This is a genomic window from Mycobacterium sp. (assembly GCF_049280035.1).
GTDB lineage: Bacteria > Actinomycetota > Actinomycetes > Mycobacteriales > Mycobacteriaceae > Mycobacterium.
In genome coordinates this window covers 1-15,446 of record NZ_JBAPPI010000008.1, presented here as the reverse complement: position 1 = coordinate 15,446, position 15,446 = coordinate 1, and the positions used below count along the sequence as shown (strand labels likewise).

Below are 15,446 nucleotides of genomic sequence, written 5' to 3'. Positions count from 1 at the left end.
AGCCGGGCCTTACCCGCAGCGTCGAGTCCGCCGGTCATGTCGCTGGCCTGGTCCCACAGGCCCCAGCCCAGCGAGATCGCCGGCAGGCCGTGAGCACGCCGATGCACGGCCAGCCCATCCAGGAACGAGTTGGCCGCCGCATAGCTGCCCTGACCCGACGACCCCACCAACCCGGCCATCGACGAAAACAGCACGAAAGCTGAAACATTCGCGTCGCGGGTCAGCTCGTGCAGGTTCCACGCCGCATCTACCTTGGCCCGCAGCACCGCATTCAGCCGATCCGGCGTCAACGACGTCACCACTGCGTCGTCAAGGACACCGGCGGCGTGAATCACCGCCGAAAGCGGATGCTGGACCGGAGTATCCGAGATAACTTTGGCCAACGCCTGCCGGTCGGCGGCATCACCCGCCACCACCGAGACCTCGGCACCGGCCTCGCGCAGTTCGCTCGCCAGGTCAGCGACGCCTGCAGCATCGGGACCACGCCGGCTCGTCAACACCAGATTGCGCACGCCGTGATTGGTCACCAGATGACGAGCCAACGCCGAACCGGCCATCCCGGTGCCGCCGGTGATCAGCACCGTGCCCGCCGCCCAGGCGTCGGGCATCGCCAACACAACCTTGCCGACATGACGCGCCTGACTGAGATACCGCAACGCCGCCGGCGCCCGACGTACATCAAAGGTCGTGACCGGCAACGGCCGCAGTATTCCTGCGTCGAACAGTTCCGCGAGTTCGAGCATGTATTGATGCATGCGGGGACGGCCAGGCTCGAAGAGGTCGAAGGCGCGGTAGCGCACCCCGCTGTGTTCCTGTGCGACGACGCCGGGGTCGCGGATGTCGGTTTTGCCCATCTCGAGGAACACCCCGCCGGGGGCGACCAGACGCAGCGAGGCGTCGACGAAATCGCCAGCCAGCGAGTCCAACACCACATCCATGCCGCGACCACTGGTAACCGCGCGGAACTTGTCCTCAAACTCCAGACTACGCGAATCGGCAATATGGTCCTCATCAAAGCCCATCGCCCGCAACGTATCCCACTTACCCCGGCTCGCGGTGGCAAACACCTCCAACCCCAAATGCCGAGCCAACTGCACCGCAGCCATCCCCACCCCACCGGCCGCAGCGTGCACCAACACGCGCTGCCCCGGCTTGACGTCCGCCAGTTGTACGAATGCCATCCACGCGGTCGTGAAAACGGCTGATATGGCAGCGGCTTCGGCGTAAGACCAGTCGGCAGGCATCGGAAGCAATAGCCGGACGTCGCCGGCTACCAGGGTGCCGCTGCCGTCGGGGAAGAACCCATAGACCGAGTCGCCGACCGCGAATTCAGTTACCCCGGGCCCGACTTCGACGACGACGCCGGCGCCTTCACCGCCGAGCAGCGCGTCGTGGGTGAACATGCCCAGAATGATCATGATGTCGCGGAAGTTGGTGGCGATGGCGCGTATGGCGACGCGGACCTGGCCGGGCTCCAACGGCGCATCGGCGTTGGGCACCGGCTCCAATTGGAGATTCTCGAAGGTGCCCGCACTGGAGAGACCCAGCCGCCATGGCCCGTCGCCCGGCGGCACCAACACCCCGTCAACGGCCCGGCTGGCGTGCACCCGCGCCGTGTAAACCGTTCCGCCCCGCACCAGCACCTGCGGCTCACCGACGGCCAGAGCGGAGGCGAGCGTCGTATCATCAACGGGCGCATTGCAATCCACCAACACGATCCGGCCCGGATGCTCGGTCTGGGCCGAACGCACCAACCCCCACACCGCAGCACCGGCGAGATCGGTGACGTCCTCCCCCGGTAGCGCCATCGCGCCGCGGGTGGCCACCACTAACACGCCCGAGTCACGCTCGGTCAACCACGACTGCACGGCAGCTAGCGCCTTATGCGTGCGCTCGTAGGTGTCGACGACCGGATCCTCGGCGGCCGATGCGTCCTGGAAGACTTCGTACGACGGCGTCTCGGCGTGCGACGCGGGCGACGCGGGCGACCACACCAGCTCAAACAGCCGATCCCCACCCGAGCCGGACACCGCCGCCATCAACTGTTGCTGCGTCACCGGACGCGCCACCATCGAAGCCACCGACAACACCGGCAACCCCAACCCGTCAGCCAACTCCACCGACACCGCCGACGGACCCGATCGCGCTATCCGCGCCCGCACCGCCGACGCCCCCGCCGCGTGCAACGACACGCCCTGCCAGGAGAACGGGAGCGCCAGTTCGGCCAAGCCATCGCCGTCGTGGGCCATCACCGCCGCGTGCAGCGCCGCGTCCAATAACGCCGGATGCACGCCGTATCCGCCTACGCCCCCGGCCGCCTCCGGCAGGGTGACCTCGGCGAACAGCTCGTCGCCACAACGCCATAGTGCGGTCAATCCTTGGAACGCCGAGCCATATTCGTACCCGCGCGCCGCCAGCCGCTGGTAACCATCGGATACATCGACCGGAGTCGCGCCGACGGGCGGCCATACCGACAAATCCGCGCCCGGCTCAAGCGATTCCGAACCCAGCTGCCCACTGGCGTGGCAAATCCATCCCGAATCGGAATTAGCATCGGCCCGGGAGAATATGGATACGCTGCGCTGGCCGGACTCTTCGGCCGGCCCCACCACCACCTGCACGGCGACCGAACCCGATGTCGCCAGCATCAACGGCGACTGCAACGTCAGCTCGTCGACGCACCTGCAGCCGACTTCGTCGCCGGCGCGGATCGCCAACTCGACAAACCCCGCACCCGGGAACACCACCACGCCACCAACGGCGTGATCGGCCAACCATCCCTGCGACGCTGCCGAGAGTCGGCCGGTGAGCACCACTCCGCCCGAGTCCGGCAACTCCACCACCGCACCCAGCAGCGCATGCTCACTGGCGCCCAGCCCCAGACCCGCGGCGTCCAGAGCAGCGCCATCTCCGGAAAGCCAAAAATGCCGTCGCTCAAAGGCATACGTCGGCAACTCGACAAACTCAGCCTCGGGCAACACCGAACGCCAATCCACGCCCACACCCGCCACGAAGGCCTGCGCGACCGAGGTGAGGAACCGGCGGATGCCACCCTCATCGCGGCCGAGGGTGGGGATGACGATCGGTTCGGCGTTGCTGTCAGTGCAGTCGTTGAAGGTGTCCTCGATGCCGGCGATCAGCGCTGGATGCGGACTGCATTCGATGAAAGTCCGGTAGCCCTGCTGGCATGCACCGCGCACGGCCTGATCGAACTGCACGGTCTGCCGAATGTTGCGATACCAGTAGTCGGGGTCCAAGCCGGCGGTGTCCAGCAGACCGCCGGTCAACGTGGAAAAGAATGCGGTGCGCGAGGAACGCGGCTCGAGGCCGGAAAGGACGTCGGCCAACTGCTCCCGGATGCATTCGACGTCAACGGAGTGTGAGGCGTAGTCGACGTCGATCCGACGGGCACGGAGCTCACGCTCAGCACACTGTTGGACCAGCTCGTCCAGTGCGGCGACTTCACCGCAGACCACCACGGCGGATCGTCCATTGATCGCGGCGATGCTGATGCGATCATCGAAGGGAGCCAACAACTCTCGTGCATCCTGGGCACTGCAAGCCAGGGAAACCATGCCGCCCCGGCCGGCCAGCGCCAGCAACAGTTTGCTGCGCAGCGTCACGACGCGCGCGGCGTCGCGCAGCGACAGCGCGCCCGCGACGTAGGCGGCGGCGATTTCGCCTTGGGAATGGCCGATCACGGCGTCCGGCCGTACGCCCACCGAGCGCCATAATTCGGCGAGCGAGACCATCACCGCGAACAGCACCGGCTGGACCACGTCGACGCGGTCCAGACCCGGCGCGCCCGGCACCCCGCGGAGCACGTCGACCAGTGACCAGTCGACGAATTCGGCGAATGCCTCTGCGCATGCATTGACTTTCTCAGCGAAAACCGGTGCAGTGTGGAGCAATTCGATGCCCATGCCGAGCCATTGGGAGCCTTGGCCGGGGAAGACGAACACGGTTTTGCCCGCCGGTGTGGCATGCCCCTGGACCACCGAGAGGCCCGGCAGTCCGTCCGTCAACTCCGCCAAACCGCTCAGCAACTCCTGGCGGTCAGCGCCGAGCACCACCGCCCGATGCTCGAATTTCGACCGACCCGCCAACGACCAGCCCACGTTAGCGGCATCCAATTGCTCACGGGCGCTGATGAACTCGCCCAGTCGCGCCGCCTGCGCCGAAACCGCCACCGCACTCTTGGCCGAGATCACCCACGGGACGACGGGCGGCGCGGCCCCCCGCTCGGCAGCCTCGTTCACCGCCGGGGCTGCCTCGATGATCACGTGCGCATTGGTGCCACTGATGCCAAACGACGACACCCCGGCGCGACGCAGCCGACCCTCGGCCGGCCACGGGTGCGCCTCGGTCAACAGCTCCACCGACCCCGCCGACCAATCCACGTGCGGGCTGGGTTGATCGACATGCAACGTCGCCGGCAGCGTCTCGTGGCGCATCGCCTGCACCATCTTGATCACCCCGGCCACCCCCGCCGCAGCCTGTGTGTGACCCATATTCGACTTGATCGACCCCAACCACAGGGGCTGTTTTCCGGGCTCGGCCCTATCTTGCCCATACGTCGCCAACAAAGCCTGGGCCTCGATCGGATCACCCAATGTGGTGCCCGTGCCGTGACCCTCCACCACATCCACCTCGGTGGCACTGAGCCCCGCATTGGCCAGCGCCGTCCGCACCACCCGCTGCTGGGAGGGTCCATTGGGGGCGGTTAACCCGTTAGAGGCGCCATCCTGATTGACCGCCGAACCGCGCACCACCGCCAACACCGGATGACTCAACCGCTGGGCATCCGAGAGCCGCTCCACCACCAACATCCCGCCGCCCTCGGACCAGCCGACACCGTCGGCGGCTTGCGAGAAGGGCTTGCATCGGCCGTCCGGCGACAAGCCGCGGTGCCGGCTGAATTCGACGAACACGGTTGGGGTGGCGTTGACGGTCGCACCGCCGGCCAGCGCCAGGTCGCACTCGCCTGATCGCAACGACTGCACCGCCATATGCAGGGCCACCAGTGACGACGAGCACGCGGTATCCACCGATACTGCGGGGCCCTCCAGCCCCAGCACATACGCCACCCGGCCGGTCGCGACGCTGGACGTCATGCCGGTCAGCCGGTAGCCCTCGATCTCTTCGGCGAGCATGCCGTAGCCCTGAACGATGATGCCGGCGAATACGCCGGTGGCGCTGCCCCGCAACGTGGTCGGGTCAACTCCGGCCCGCTCCAACGCCTCCCAGGACAACTCCAACAGCATCCGGTGCTGCGGATCCGTCGCCAGCGCCTCGGTTGGTGAGACGCCGAAGAATGCTGCGTCGAACCCCGCGACGTCGTCGACGAACCCCCCGGCACGCGCATACGACTTGTGCGGGGCGTCGGGATCGGCATCGAATAAGCCGGCCAGATCCCAGCCCCGGTCGGTCGGGAACTCCGACATGACGTCGCGGCCCTGGGCCACCATGTCCCACAGGCCGTCTGGGGAATCCACCCCACCGGGGAAACGGCACGCCATCCCGACGATCGCGATCGGTTCGCTGGACCGCTCCACCAGTGCACGGTTCTTGCGCTTGAGGCGCTCGACCTGGACCAGCGCTTTCCGCAGCGCTTCGGTCGCATGCTGAAGTTGGTCAACCATGTCGCTACCCCTCGCCTAACGTCGGTCGTCGCTGGATCTCCGAATGCGGCGCTCAGCGCTGCAGCCGGGTCAAACGCTTCCGACTTCGTACCCGGAGAAGTGGCGCCGTGCACCGACTTGCTCACCCGATTGCTGGCCTGGGTCCGCAGCCAATTCCGGCGTTGCCCAGCGATCCATGGCGAGACTGTACCCGTCAGCAGTTAGCCAGGGCTAAGCGCGTGGCGGCACGGCTTTCTGTGGTCTGACCGGTCAGCGCCAGCCGTCGGCGGCCTGGGCGGCTTGCATCAGCGCCTCGCACAGTTCGCGTAGTTCGGTTGCCTCGGCTCCTTCGTCAAGTGCCGTGGCAACGTCTTCTGCCGCGCACCGCACCTGGTAGACGCGGTCGGACAGGTCAGCGGCCTCATCAGCGGACAGCACCACCGCATCGGCAGGCAGCGACGGGCCTTTCGCGCCGTTGATCGAGGCTCGCTGCTCGTAGGCACGCTGCCGACACGATTGCCGGCAGTACTGGCGGCGACGGCCCAACCCACTGTCGGCGACATCGCGTCCACACCAACGGCACGGCTGCGGGCGGACGCGACGGCTCACGGGGCCGACTTTAGTCGGGGTAACACCGGGATCCCGGTATCATGGATGGTCGAGTCGTGGCAGCCGTGCGACGATCCGCCCGGGAACTACGCCGAGCGCAGCGGCGTTGTTAGAACGCAAGCTGCTGAGAAGAGATTAAGAGGAGTGGGTACCAATGGCTGATCGTGTCCTGAGAGGCAGTCGCCTTGGAGCCGTAAGTTACGAGACCGACCGCAATCACGACCTGGCGCCGCGCCAGATTGCGCGGTACCGCACCGAGAACGGCGAGGAGTTCGACGTGCCGTTCGCCGACGACGCCGAGATCCCCGGCACCTGGCCGTGCCGCAACGGCATGGAGGGCACCCTGATCGACGGTGACCTGCCCGAGCCGAAAAAGGTCAAGCCGCCCCGCACGCACTGGGACATGCTGCTCGAGCGCCGCACGGTCGACGAGCTCGAGGAACTGCTCAAGGAGCGTCTGGAACTGATCAGGACGCGCCGTCGCGGCAGCTGACCGGTTGATCGAGGGTTAAAACAAGAAGTCGAACGGTGCCGGCGCGATGGCGGCATCCGGGAAGTAGGCACTGGGGTCGAAGGCGGAGGGATCGAACAGTTGGGCTTCCAGGGCCGTCCACGGCGTCACGTCATAGGTGGCCGTCGGCGTAACCAACCAGGCGCCGACGGCATTGTCGACTCCATTGCTGCCCAGACTGGTTGTGCCAGGTCCGACCAGGTCGATGTAGTCATAGCTGTAGCCGTTGCCAAGGTTCTCAATGTCGATCACGCCGTGTTCGATGTTGGTGCCGGCAATGCTCGGAAGCAAAATCTGTTGTTCAGCTAGTCCGTCGAATAGTCCGTTGTACTGCAACTTGTCGATAACGTTGGCGTGCACATCGGGATCGGTAAGCGGATTGGTGGTCAGGTTGAGCGGCTGGCCATTCACCGTCACATTGCTGGTGAAAAAATTGTCTACGAACGGCGCCAAGCCGCTGGATTGGAAGTCGATCGTCTGGCTGCCGTAGGCGGTATTAGCGAACACGTCGCCGGTTTGATACGTGATATCCGGGTTACCCACGAATGTGGCACCAAACGGATCGGGCACCGGGTTGGAAAGATCGAACAGTTGGCTTTCCAGGTAGGCCTGACCGCCGTAGTCGCCGCCGTCTTCCCACTGCGACACGTCGTAGGTGCCGGTCGGCGTTACCAACCAGGCACCGACGGCATTGTCGACGCCATTGCTATTTAGACTGGTGGTACCGGGTCCGACCAAATCGATGTATTCATAGGCGTAGCCGTCGCCCAAACTATGAATGCCGATCACGCCGCTTTCGATGTTGGTGCCCGGGATGCTCGGAAGCAAAATCTGTTGTTCAGCGTGTCCGTTGGACTGCAGCTTGTCGATGATGTCGGTTTGCACACCGTTATCGGTAAGCGGATTGGTGCTCAGATTGAGCGGCTGGCCATCCACGGTCACGTTGTTGGCGAAAAACTGTTCTACGGACGGCCCGAAGGTAGCCGAATCGAAGTTCAACGTCTGGTGGCCGTAGGCGATATTTTCAGACGCGTCGCCGGTCTGGTAAGTGATATCCGGGGCACCCACGAATGTGACACCAAACGGATCGGGCACCGAAATGGTAGTGGCGTCGGGATCCGCTGTGGCGACGCCGATCGCGAAGGACGCCGCCGCCGCGACCCCCCCAGAGGCAAGAGTGACGGATGTGACGATGCGGAGCATGACTTCCCTCCCGTGGGCGTTGGCCCCCCGGCGAACCGAATCGCCAACGGAGGCTACGGGATCGTATCAGCTTGATCTCAGGGTTCGCTCAGTTGTTAACGGGGACCCCGCGACTGCGGTTCCGCCTGCCGTCGATCCCCCACTGGGCGACCTTAACCAGCGCTTCGCGGATGTTTGATCCGCTCATCTTGGACACGCCAAGTTCGCGCTCGGTGAAGGTGATCGGTACCTCGACGACGGTGAACCCGTTGGTGATCGTGCGCCAGGTCAAGTCGATCTGGAAGCAATAGCCCTTCGAGTCGACGTGATCGAGGTCGATCTTCTGCAGAACGTCCCGACGATAGGCGCGGTAACCGGCGGTGATGTCGTGTATGCCGATGCCCAGGGCCAACCGCGCATAGGTGTTGGCGGTCCAGGACAGCGCCCAGCGACGCCACGGCCAGTTCTGCACATTTCCGCCATCGACGTAGCGCGAACCGATCGCCAGGTCGGCTCCAGCGTCGACCGCCTCCAGCAGCCGATAGAGCTGTTCGGGCGCGTGACTGCCGTCGGCGTCCATTTCGACGAGCGTGGTGTATTGCCGGCTGAGCCCCCAGGCGAATCCAGCCAGGTATGCCGCCCCCAGACCATCTTTGGCGGTGCGGTGCATCACCTGGATCCGGTCCGGGGCGGCTGACGCCAGCTCGTCGGCGAGCTGGCCGGTGCCGTCCGGGCTGCTGTCGTCCACAACCAGCACGTGCACGTCGGGACGAGCCTGGTGTAGTCGCCGCAGGATCAGCGGGAGGTTCTCCCGCTCGTTGTAGGTGGGGATGATCACCAGGGTGCGCTGGGTGGGGCGATCGCCCGCAACCCGCGACACCGGGTCGCCGGTGGTCATATGTCTCCTTTTTCTGGCCGCTGGTCAGGTATGTGGGCCGAGTGTCGGCCGCCCTCTTCGAGCGCGGCGTCCTCGACGAGCTCATCGTCGGCCACTTCGTCGTCGCCGAGCAGGTCGTCGTCGTATTTCTGGCGAGGTCGGCGGACATTTTTCGCCAGCTCCGACAGACGACGGTTGATATCCGTGAACCATCCATTGTGCAGCATTGCTGCCAGCAGGACCGCGACAGCTACCACGACCAGGCTTCCCTGCACGATCGGGCCCCACTTCGCGGCCGGCGTCAAAGTTGTCTTGCGACGCACCTGGTTGTCCAGGTAGGCGGGCTCGAAGAACCTCGTCCGGCCGAGCTCGCGGCCGTCGGGTGTGACGAGTGCGGAGATCCCCACGTTGCTGGCAACCACGGCGTAGCGGTCGAGCTCCAGGGCGCGAACCTTCGAGAATGCCAGCTGCTGCTCGCTCATGGTCTGGTTGAAGTTGGCGTTGTTGGCGGGCACCGCGAGCACCTCGGCGCCGTTGCGAACCGAGTCGCGCAGCGCGCGGTCGAAAATCACTTCCCAGCACGTTGCAACGCCCACCGGAACACCTCCGGCATGCACCACACCGGTGCCGGCGCCCGGGACGATGTAGCCGGCCAAGTCGGCGAGCCCGGACAGATGCCGGAAGAAGCCGCGCCAGGGCAGATATTCCCCGAACGGCTGCACGATCCGCTTGTCGTGCCGGTCACCGGGTCCCGTCTTCGGATTCCACACGATCACCGTGTTCGTTTGCGCCGGGGACTCCGGCGGCCGGCCCGCGACGTCAAGCACCGTGCCCACCAGGACCGGCGCGCCGATCGCCTCGACGGCCACCGAGATCTGCTGCGCCGCATCGGGATTGCGCAGCGGATCGACTTCGGACGCGTCCTCGGGCCAGACCACAAAGTCAGGCTGGGGCGCGCGCCCGGCGTGGACGTCGTCGGCGAGATGGCGGGTCTGCTGGACATCGTTGCCCAGCACCGCAAGACGCTGCGCGTTGAACTCCAGCCCGAGCCGCGGCACGTTGCCCTGGACCACGGCTGCGGTGACGACGGGTTCGTTTCCCGATCCGGTGCCGGAATGGCGGACCTGCGGCCAAATGGCCGCGGCAGCGAAAAACGCCAGGCAGATGCAGATCGCCGGCAGCACCACCGCCGGCGGCGACTCGGCGGCCTGCACTCGGGAGGCCAGCAGCCACGACACAATCTCCAGTGCGATCGCAGCTGCGCTGCAACCGACCAGCACGATCGCCAACGACAGCAGTGGAACGCCGCCCAGCCGGACCAACGGCAGAAATGGGCCATCGGTCTGGCCAGCGCCCACCACGCCCCACGGGAATCCCCCGAACGGGACCGTCGACTTCAACCACTCCTGTGCTGCCCACAACACCGCGAACCAGATCGGCCAGCCGGGAAGCTGGCGCACCACAACGGCCAGCAGACCGAAAATCCCGGGAAACAGCGCGCACACCAGCACTAGCGCCAGCAAGGGTATGGCGCCGACGAGGATACTGACCCAGTGGATTAACGGCAGGTAGAACGCCAGGCCGAACAGGAAGCCGTAACCGAATCCGCCCAGCGGTGTGGTGGCCGGGCGAGTCAGCACCCAGGCCAGCACGGCAAACGCGATGACAGCGGCCCACCACCAGTTCAACCCGGGATAGCTCGAGCAGAGCAACAAACCGGCAAGGATTGCGGCGCTAAGGCGTATCAAGCGCGGCCGCAGGGCTTGACCGAATTGCGGTAACCGCGTTCGCAGTTCGTTGCCCAGCCATACCAGCAGCACACCGCCGAGCTGGATCAGTCGCTGACCTAGATAGGTCGCTAGCTGAAAGATTCGGTTGCCGAAGCTCGACGGCCGATCATCGTCGGAGCTCGGCTCGACATCGGCCTCGGCTTCCTCCGAATCGAGGTCGGCCTCGAGGTCGACACCGTCATCGTCGGCGTCGTCGTGTTGAACGGGGATAACGCCGGTGTGGTGGTCTGCGACCACCGGAATGACCTCGGTGTCCTCCCCGGGCCGCATCCAGCGGTCAAACCGCCTGATGCCCTTAGCCATATATGACCGCACCCCTGTGCACGGTGCGCCGACAGCGGGGCAACGGATCGGTAGGGCCCAGCCGCGGCAATGCGGGCACCCGCGAGCGCGGATCGGTCGACCACCGCTGGACGGCGTCACTTGGCGCGCTGGCTTCGAGCTCTCTGAGGTCGCCGATATCCCAGACGGCGTATGACGCGGGCGCCCCGGGAACCAACGTGCCCATCAGCCCGTCGCGGACGCCGCCGGCTCGCCAGCCGCCGCGGGTGGCCGCGGCAAATGCCGCCCGGATGGAGACCGAGCTGCCTGGCGTGTGATGGTGGGAAGCTGCGCGAACCGTCGCCCAGGGGTCGAGGCCGGTTACCGGGGCGTCGGATCCGAACGCGAGGGCCACGCCTTGGGATGCTAACAGCGCAAACGGGTTGAGAGCCGCCGCTCGGTGGACACCAAGACGGCAGGCATACATGCCGTCACGGCCGCCCCACAGTGTGTCGAAATTGGGTTGCATGCTGGCCATGACGCCCCACGCGCCCAGCTTGGTTGCCTGATCTGCGGTGACCATCTCCAGGTGCTCCAAGCGGTGGCCGCAGCGGGCCACCGCGGCCACGCCGAGGTCTGCGACCACACGCTCGAAAGCGGCGATGACCGCTGAGACCGCGGCGTCACCGATGACGTGGAAACCCGCCGTCACGCCGGCCTCGGTACACGCCCGCACGTGGGTGGTGATGACCTCGGGGTCCAGGTAGCAGGTCCCGACTCGGTCCGAGGCATCGGCGTAGGGCTCATGCAGCCAGGCGGTGCGCGAGCCCAGGGCGCCGTCGACGAACAGGTCACCGGCCAACCCGGCCGCACCGGTGTCCTTGACGAGCGCAAGCGCCTGCGCTGGGCTGGTCACCGCTGCACCCCAATAGCCGGTCACCTGGACGCCATGGTTGGCGGCACACAGTTCCCGCCAGTCGTCCAGCCCGCCAATCTCGGGGCCGGCGCATTCGTGTACCGCGACGATCCCGTTGGCGGCGGCGGCGTCTAGCGCGGCCACCCGGGCTTCGGTGCGCTGAGAATCCGTCAACAGGTCCCGGGCGGCGGCGCGGACCAGGTGATGGGCGTCACCGACCAAGGGCCGCTGTTCGGCAAATCCGGTCGCCGACGGCAGTCCTGCTACCCGCTTGCGCAGACCGGTCGAGGCCAGCGCGGAGTGCACGTCGACCCGGGCCAGGTAGGCGGGCCGGCCACCCAGCACCGCGTCCAGCTCCGCGGTGCTCGGCGCGGCATTCTCCGGCCACGAGGTTTCATCCCAACCATGACCCCAGACGGCCTGGCCGGGATGAGCGGCTGCGTAGTCGGCGATCAGCTGCAGGCAATGCCGAGGCGACGTCGAAGCCCGCAAATCGAGCCCGGTCAGCGACAGACCGGTGGCGGTGAGATGGATGTGGCTGTCGACGAAGCCCGGCGCGACGAACCCGCCGTCGAGATCGACCACCTCGGCATCGGGGAACTGGCCGTGGCCAACGTCGTCGCTACCCAGCCACGCCACCATTCCGTTGCGGACTGCCATCGCGGTCGCATCGGGATGGGTTGGGCTGTGCACCCGGCCGTTGACCAACAGCGTGGTGGGGACGTTAGTCACGCTTTATAGCGTCTACTTGGGGTCGCCCGGTAACGCCGTCGGGTCGACCTCGGTGACATCGGTTACGTCTAAGACCTCGCCGTCGATGTAATCCGGCCGGGGTCGGGGTGCGGACGCGTATCGGTCTGCGCCGACGGTGGTGACGGTGATCAGCGGCGCACGCCGGCCGATGCCGCGCACGGCCATCGCGGTCAGCACCGGGCGGGCGGCGGCCCGGGTCGGCGGTAACAGGAGCAGCAGCCCCGCAGCGGTGCTGACCAAGCCTGGAACCACCACGAGCACCGTGCCAAGCGCGACCAGTGCGCCATCGCTGGCCACCCGCGACTGTTGCGTGGTCAGCCCGGATCGCAACCGCGTGAGCTGGCGCTTGAGTTGCGAACCCGCCAACGCCGTTCCAGCGGCAAACGCGCCCAGCAACAGCAAGAGAGTCCAGCCCAGCCCGATCGTCGACGCGAGCGTTACGACTACCGCGAGCTCGACGACGACGTAGACCAGAAACAGTCGCGACACCATGAGATGGCAACGTCGCGGGCGGCCGCTGGAGTTCCGCCGGTCGCCGCCGCACGGTTAGATGGCTGACGTGACGACTATCGAGATCGATACCCCGGCCGGCCCCATCGATGCGCTGCTCGATATTCCGGACGGCCAAGGACCCTGGCCGGGCGTGGTGGTGATTCACGACGCCATGGGTTACGGACCGAACAAGCAGTCGATCAACAGTCATATCGCCGCGGCGGGATATGTTGCGTTGACCCCGAACATGTTCGCGCGGGGCGGTTGGGCGCGATGCGTCACCAGGGTCATGCGGGAACTGCTCACCAAACGAGGACGTGCGCTTGATGACGTGCTTGCGGCCCGCGACCACCTGCTATCGCTGCCGGAATGCACCGGCCGGGTCGGCATCGCGGGGTTCTGCATGGGTGGCGGATTCGCATTAATCATGTCGCCCAAGGGTTTTGGAGCATCGGCACCGTTCTACGGAACCCCGCTGCCGCGCGAGCTCAGTGAGACCCTGGACGGGGCATGTCCGGTTGTGGCCAGCTTCGGTGCTCGTGATCCGATGGGCATCGGGGCGCCCAAAAAGCTGCAACGGGTGCTCGATCAAAAAGGCATCGCCAACGACATCAAGGTCTATCCGGGCGCTGGGCACAGCTTTGCCGACAAGCTGCCCGCCCAGCCGCTGCTCCGCATTGCCGGATTCGGCTACAACGAGGCCGCCACCGAGGATGCGTGGGCGCGGGTCTTCGCCTTCTTCGGCGAACACCTGCGAAGCGGCTAGCCTGCGGCGCGCAACTCGAGGCCAACGTTGTTGTGCATGCCGCCGCGCAGCTTGCTGAAAAAGTTGAACACCCAACCGATCAGCCCGTACTCCCGGGCGATCGCGTCGTAAACGGCACCGGTGTGTGATTTGTCGAGGATGGTCGCGGTCGCCTCGACGGGTTCACTTTTCGGGCGGCCACGGATATCGCATACCGCCAGCGTGACCCGCGGAGTATTGCGGATCCGCTTGACCTTCCACGCCTTCTCCTCGCTGATGACCAGCAGGCGGTCGCCGTCGGAGGCGGCCCAAACCGGAGTCGGCTTGGGCCGGCCGTCTTTGGTGAAGGTGGTCAGCAGTACGTACTGCGCCTTGGTGACGTCTGCGAAGCTCGGGGGCACCGCGTCAGTCTAAAGGCCTTCGAGGTCGCCTGATGTGATGCTGTTTTCCATCATCGCGGCAGCCGCCGCCAAATGAATTGCGGTAGCAGCCGCATCGCGAAGAACATGGGCCGCAGTACCCACGGAATCCAGACCGTGCGCCGTCCTTTGGCCAACGCTCGTGCGGTGGCGGCGGCCACCTGCTCCGGCGTGCTGGGGAGCGGAGCGGGCGTCATGCCTTGGGTCATGCGTCCGATGACGAATCCAGGGCGGGCGATCAACAGTCGCACCCCCGTGCCGTGCAGCGCGTCGGCCAAGCCACTGGCGAACCCGTCCAGGCCCGCCTTGGCCGAGCCGTACACGTAGTTGGCCCGACGCACCCGGACGCCGGCCACCGACGAGAACACCACCAACGATCCCCGCCCGGCCTGCCGCATCGCCGCGGCCAAATGGGTGAGCAAGCTGACCTGTGCCACGTAGTCGGTGTGTATGACGGCGACCGCGTGCGCAGCGTCTGTTTCGGCGCGGGCCTGGTCGCCGAGGATCCCGAACGCCAGCACCGCAGTGTCGATCGGGCCGTGGTCAGCGACGGTCGAGGCGACCAGCGGTCCGTGCGAGCCGAGGTCGTCGGCATCGAACTCCCTGGTGTGCACGGCCGTCGCGCCGGCGGCGAGCACGGCCGCGACCTGGTCGGCCAGTTGGTCGGCTTTGCGTGCCGCCAGTATCACCGTCGCCCCGGGAGCCAGCCGGCGTGCGAGTTCGATACCGATCTCGCTGCGGCCGCCGAGGATCAGCACCGTTGTAGCCCCTGTGTCATCCACGGCTGCGATTATCACCTGCGCGAAGAGTTGACCCGCAATCGGTCATGCTTTCACCGGAAGCCTTCTATAGCTTCGTTTTTCGGCTGCTTCCGCGACGCCCGGTGTATTGGCCGGGCTGTTCGGGGGTAAGCCGAGTGGTGAACGCGTCGCCCAGCAGAGGCCACCGGTGGTGGCTGCCCGTCCTGGCCGATCCAGCGGCATAATTACGCAAGGGGCTGGTGCCGGTTGACTGGGCCCTCGCCTCTTGCTGCGAGGCCAGCCTCGCCCGCAAGGCGCGGGCAAGCAAGTAGTTGACCCGGGCGGTGCCCGAGCCATTAGCGTTAGCGAACTGGATGCACGCTGCCAGCGTCGCAGAGACGATGTCCCGATCGGCCTGCAGACCGCAGTTCGGGCAATCATGGGTGCGCTGAGCCAGGGCTTTTGGGCACCCGCTGACCGCACAGGCAGTGCTGACTGAGGGCGGTGGTGCGGGTAGCGAACCGCTGGAG

General features: G+C 66.3%; 11 protein-coding genes. 2 read left to right on the top strand and 9 right to left on the bottom strand.

Going from position 1 to position 15,446, the window contains the following annotated elements:
• The coding region (locus WAN71_RS00300; RefSeq protein WP_422223418.1) for an SDR family NAD(P)-dependent oxidoreductase at positions 1–5,642 on the bottom strand (5,642 nt) is incomplete at its 3' end.
• A gap of 249 nt (positions 5,643–5,891) precedes the next feature.
• A complete protein-coding gene (locus WAN71_RS00295; RefSeq protein ID WP_422223417.1) occupies positions 5,892–6,230 on the bottom strand; it encodes a hypothetical protein in 339 nt (112 codons plus the stop codon).
• Positions 6,231–6,384: 154 nt separating this feature from the next.
• Here WAN71_RS00295 and WAN71_RS00290 point away from each other — a divergent pair, with 154 nt between their 5' ends.
• On the top strand, positions 6,385–6,723 hold the full coding sequence (locus tag WAN71_RS00290; RefSeq protein ID WP_422223416.1) for an RNA polymerase-binding protein RbpA: 339 nt from the start codon (positions 6,385–6,387) through the stop codon (positions 6,721–6,723).
• Between the two features lie 15 nt (positions 6,724–6,738).
• Here WAN71_RS00290 and WAN71_RS00285 read toward each other — a convergent pair whose 3' ends face one another.
• From WAN71_RS00285 to WAN71_RS00265, 5 genes are all read right to left on the bottom strand, one after another.
• Complete coding sequence (locus WAN71_RS00285; protein WP_422223415.1) at positions 6,739–7,944, bottom strand: hypothetical protein; 1,206 nt, start codon at positions 7,942–7,944, stop codon at positions 6,739–6,741.
• A gap of 88 nt (positions 7,945–8,032) precedes the next feature.
• Positions 8,033–8,821: a polyprenol monophosphomannose synthase gene (locus tag WAN71_RS00280; protein WP_422223414.1), complete on the bottom strand. Its 789-nt coding sequence runs from the start codon at positions 8,819–8,821 to the stop codon at positions 8,033–8,035.
• The gene (gene lnt / locus WAN71_RS00275) at positions 8,818–10,893 is read right to left on the bottom strand and encodes an apolipoprotein N-acyltransferase (protein WP_422223413.1); all 2,076 of its coding nucleotides are present in this window, start codon (positions 10,891–10,893) and stop codon (positions 8,818–8,820) included. Before lnt ends, WAN71_RS00280 begins: the two co-directional genes overlap by 4 nt.
• A complete protein-coding gene (locus tag WAN71_RS00270) occupies positions 10,886–12,427 on the bottom strand; it encodes an amidohydrolase (protein WP_422223419.1) in 1,542 nt (513 codons plus the stop codon). Before WAN71_RS00270 ends, lnt begins: the two co-directional genes overlap by 8 nt.
• Before the next feature lie 84 nt (positions 12,428–12,511).
• Complete coding sequence (locus tag WAN71_RS00265) at positions 12,512–13,012, bottom strand: FxsA family protein (RefSeq protein WP_422223412.1); 501 nt, start codon at positions 13,010–13,012, stop codon at positions 12,512–12,514.
• Positions 13,013–13,079: 67 nt separating this feature from the next.
• Here WAN71_RS00265 and WAN71_RS00260 point away from each other — a divergent pair, with 67 nt between their 5' ends.
• Positions 13,080–13,778 carry a dienelactone hydrolase family protein gene (locus tag WAN71_RS00260; protein WP_422223411.1) on the top strand — a complete coding sequence of 233 codons (699 nt, stop codon included), beginning with the start codon at positions 13,080–13,082 and terminating at the stop codon, positions 13,776–13,778.
• On the opposite strand, the gene WAN71_RS00255 is transcribed toward WAN71_RS00260, so the two are convergent.
• Entirely contained in the window at positions 13,775–14,158 is a 384-nt protein-coding gene (locus WAN71_RS00255; RefSeq protein WP_422223410.1) for a PPOX class F420-dependent oxidoreductase, read from the bottom strand. The genes WAN71_RS00260 and WAN71_RS00255 overlap by 4 nt on opposite strands.
• Positions 14,159–14,208: 50 nt before the next feature.
• Positions 14,209–14,958 carry an SDR family NAD(P)-dependent oxidoreductase gene (locus WAN71_RS00250; protein WP_422223409.1) on the bottom strand — a complete coding sequence of 250 codons (750 nt, stop codon included), beginning with the start codon at positions 14,956–14,958 and terminating at the stop codon, positions 14,209–14,211.
• Positions 14,959–15,446: the final 488 nt, after the last annotated feature.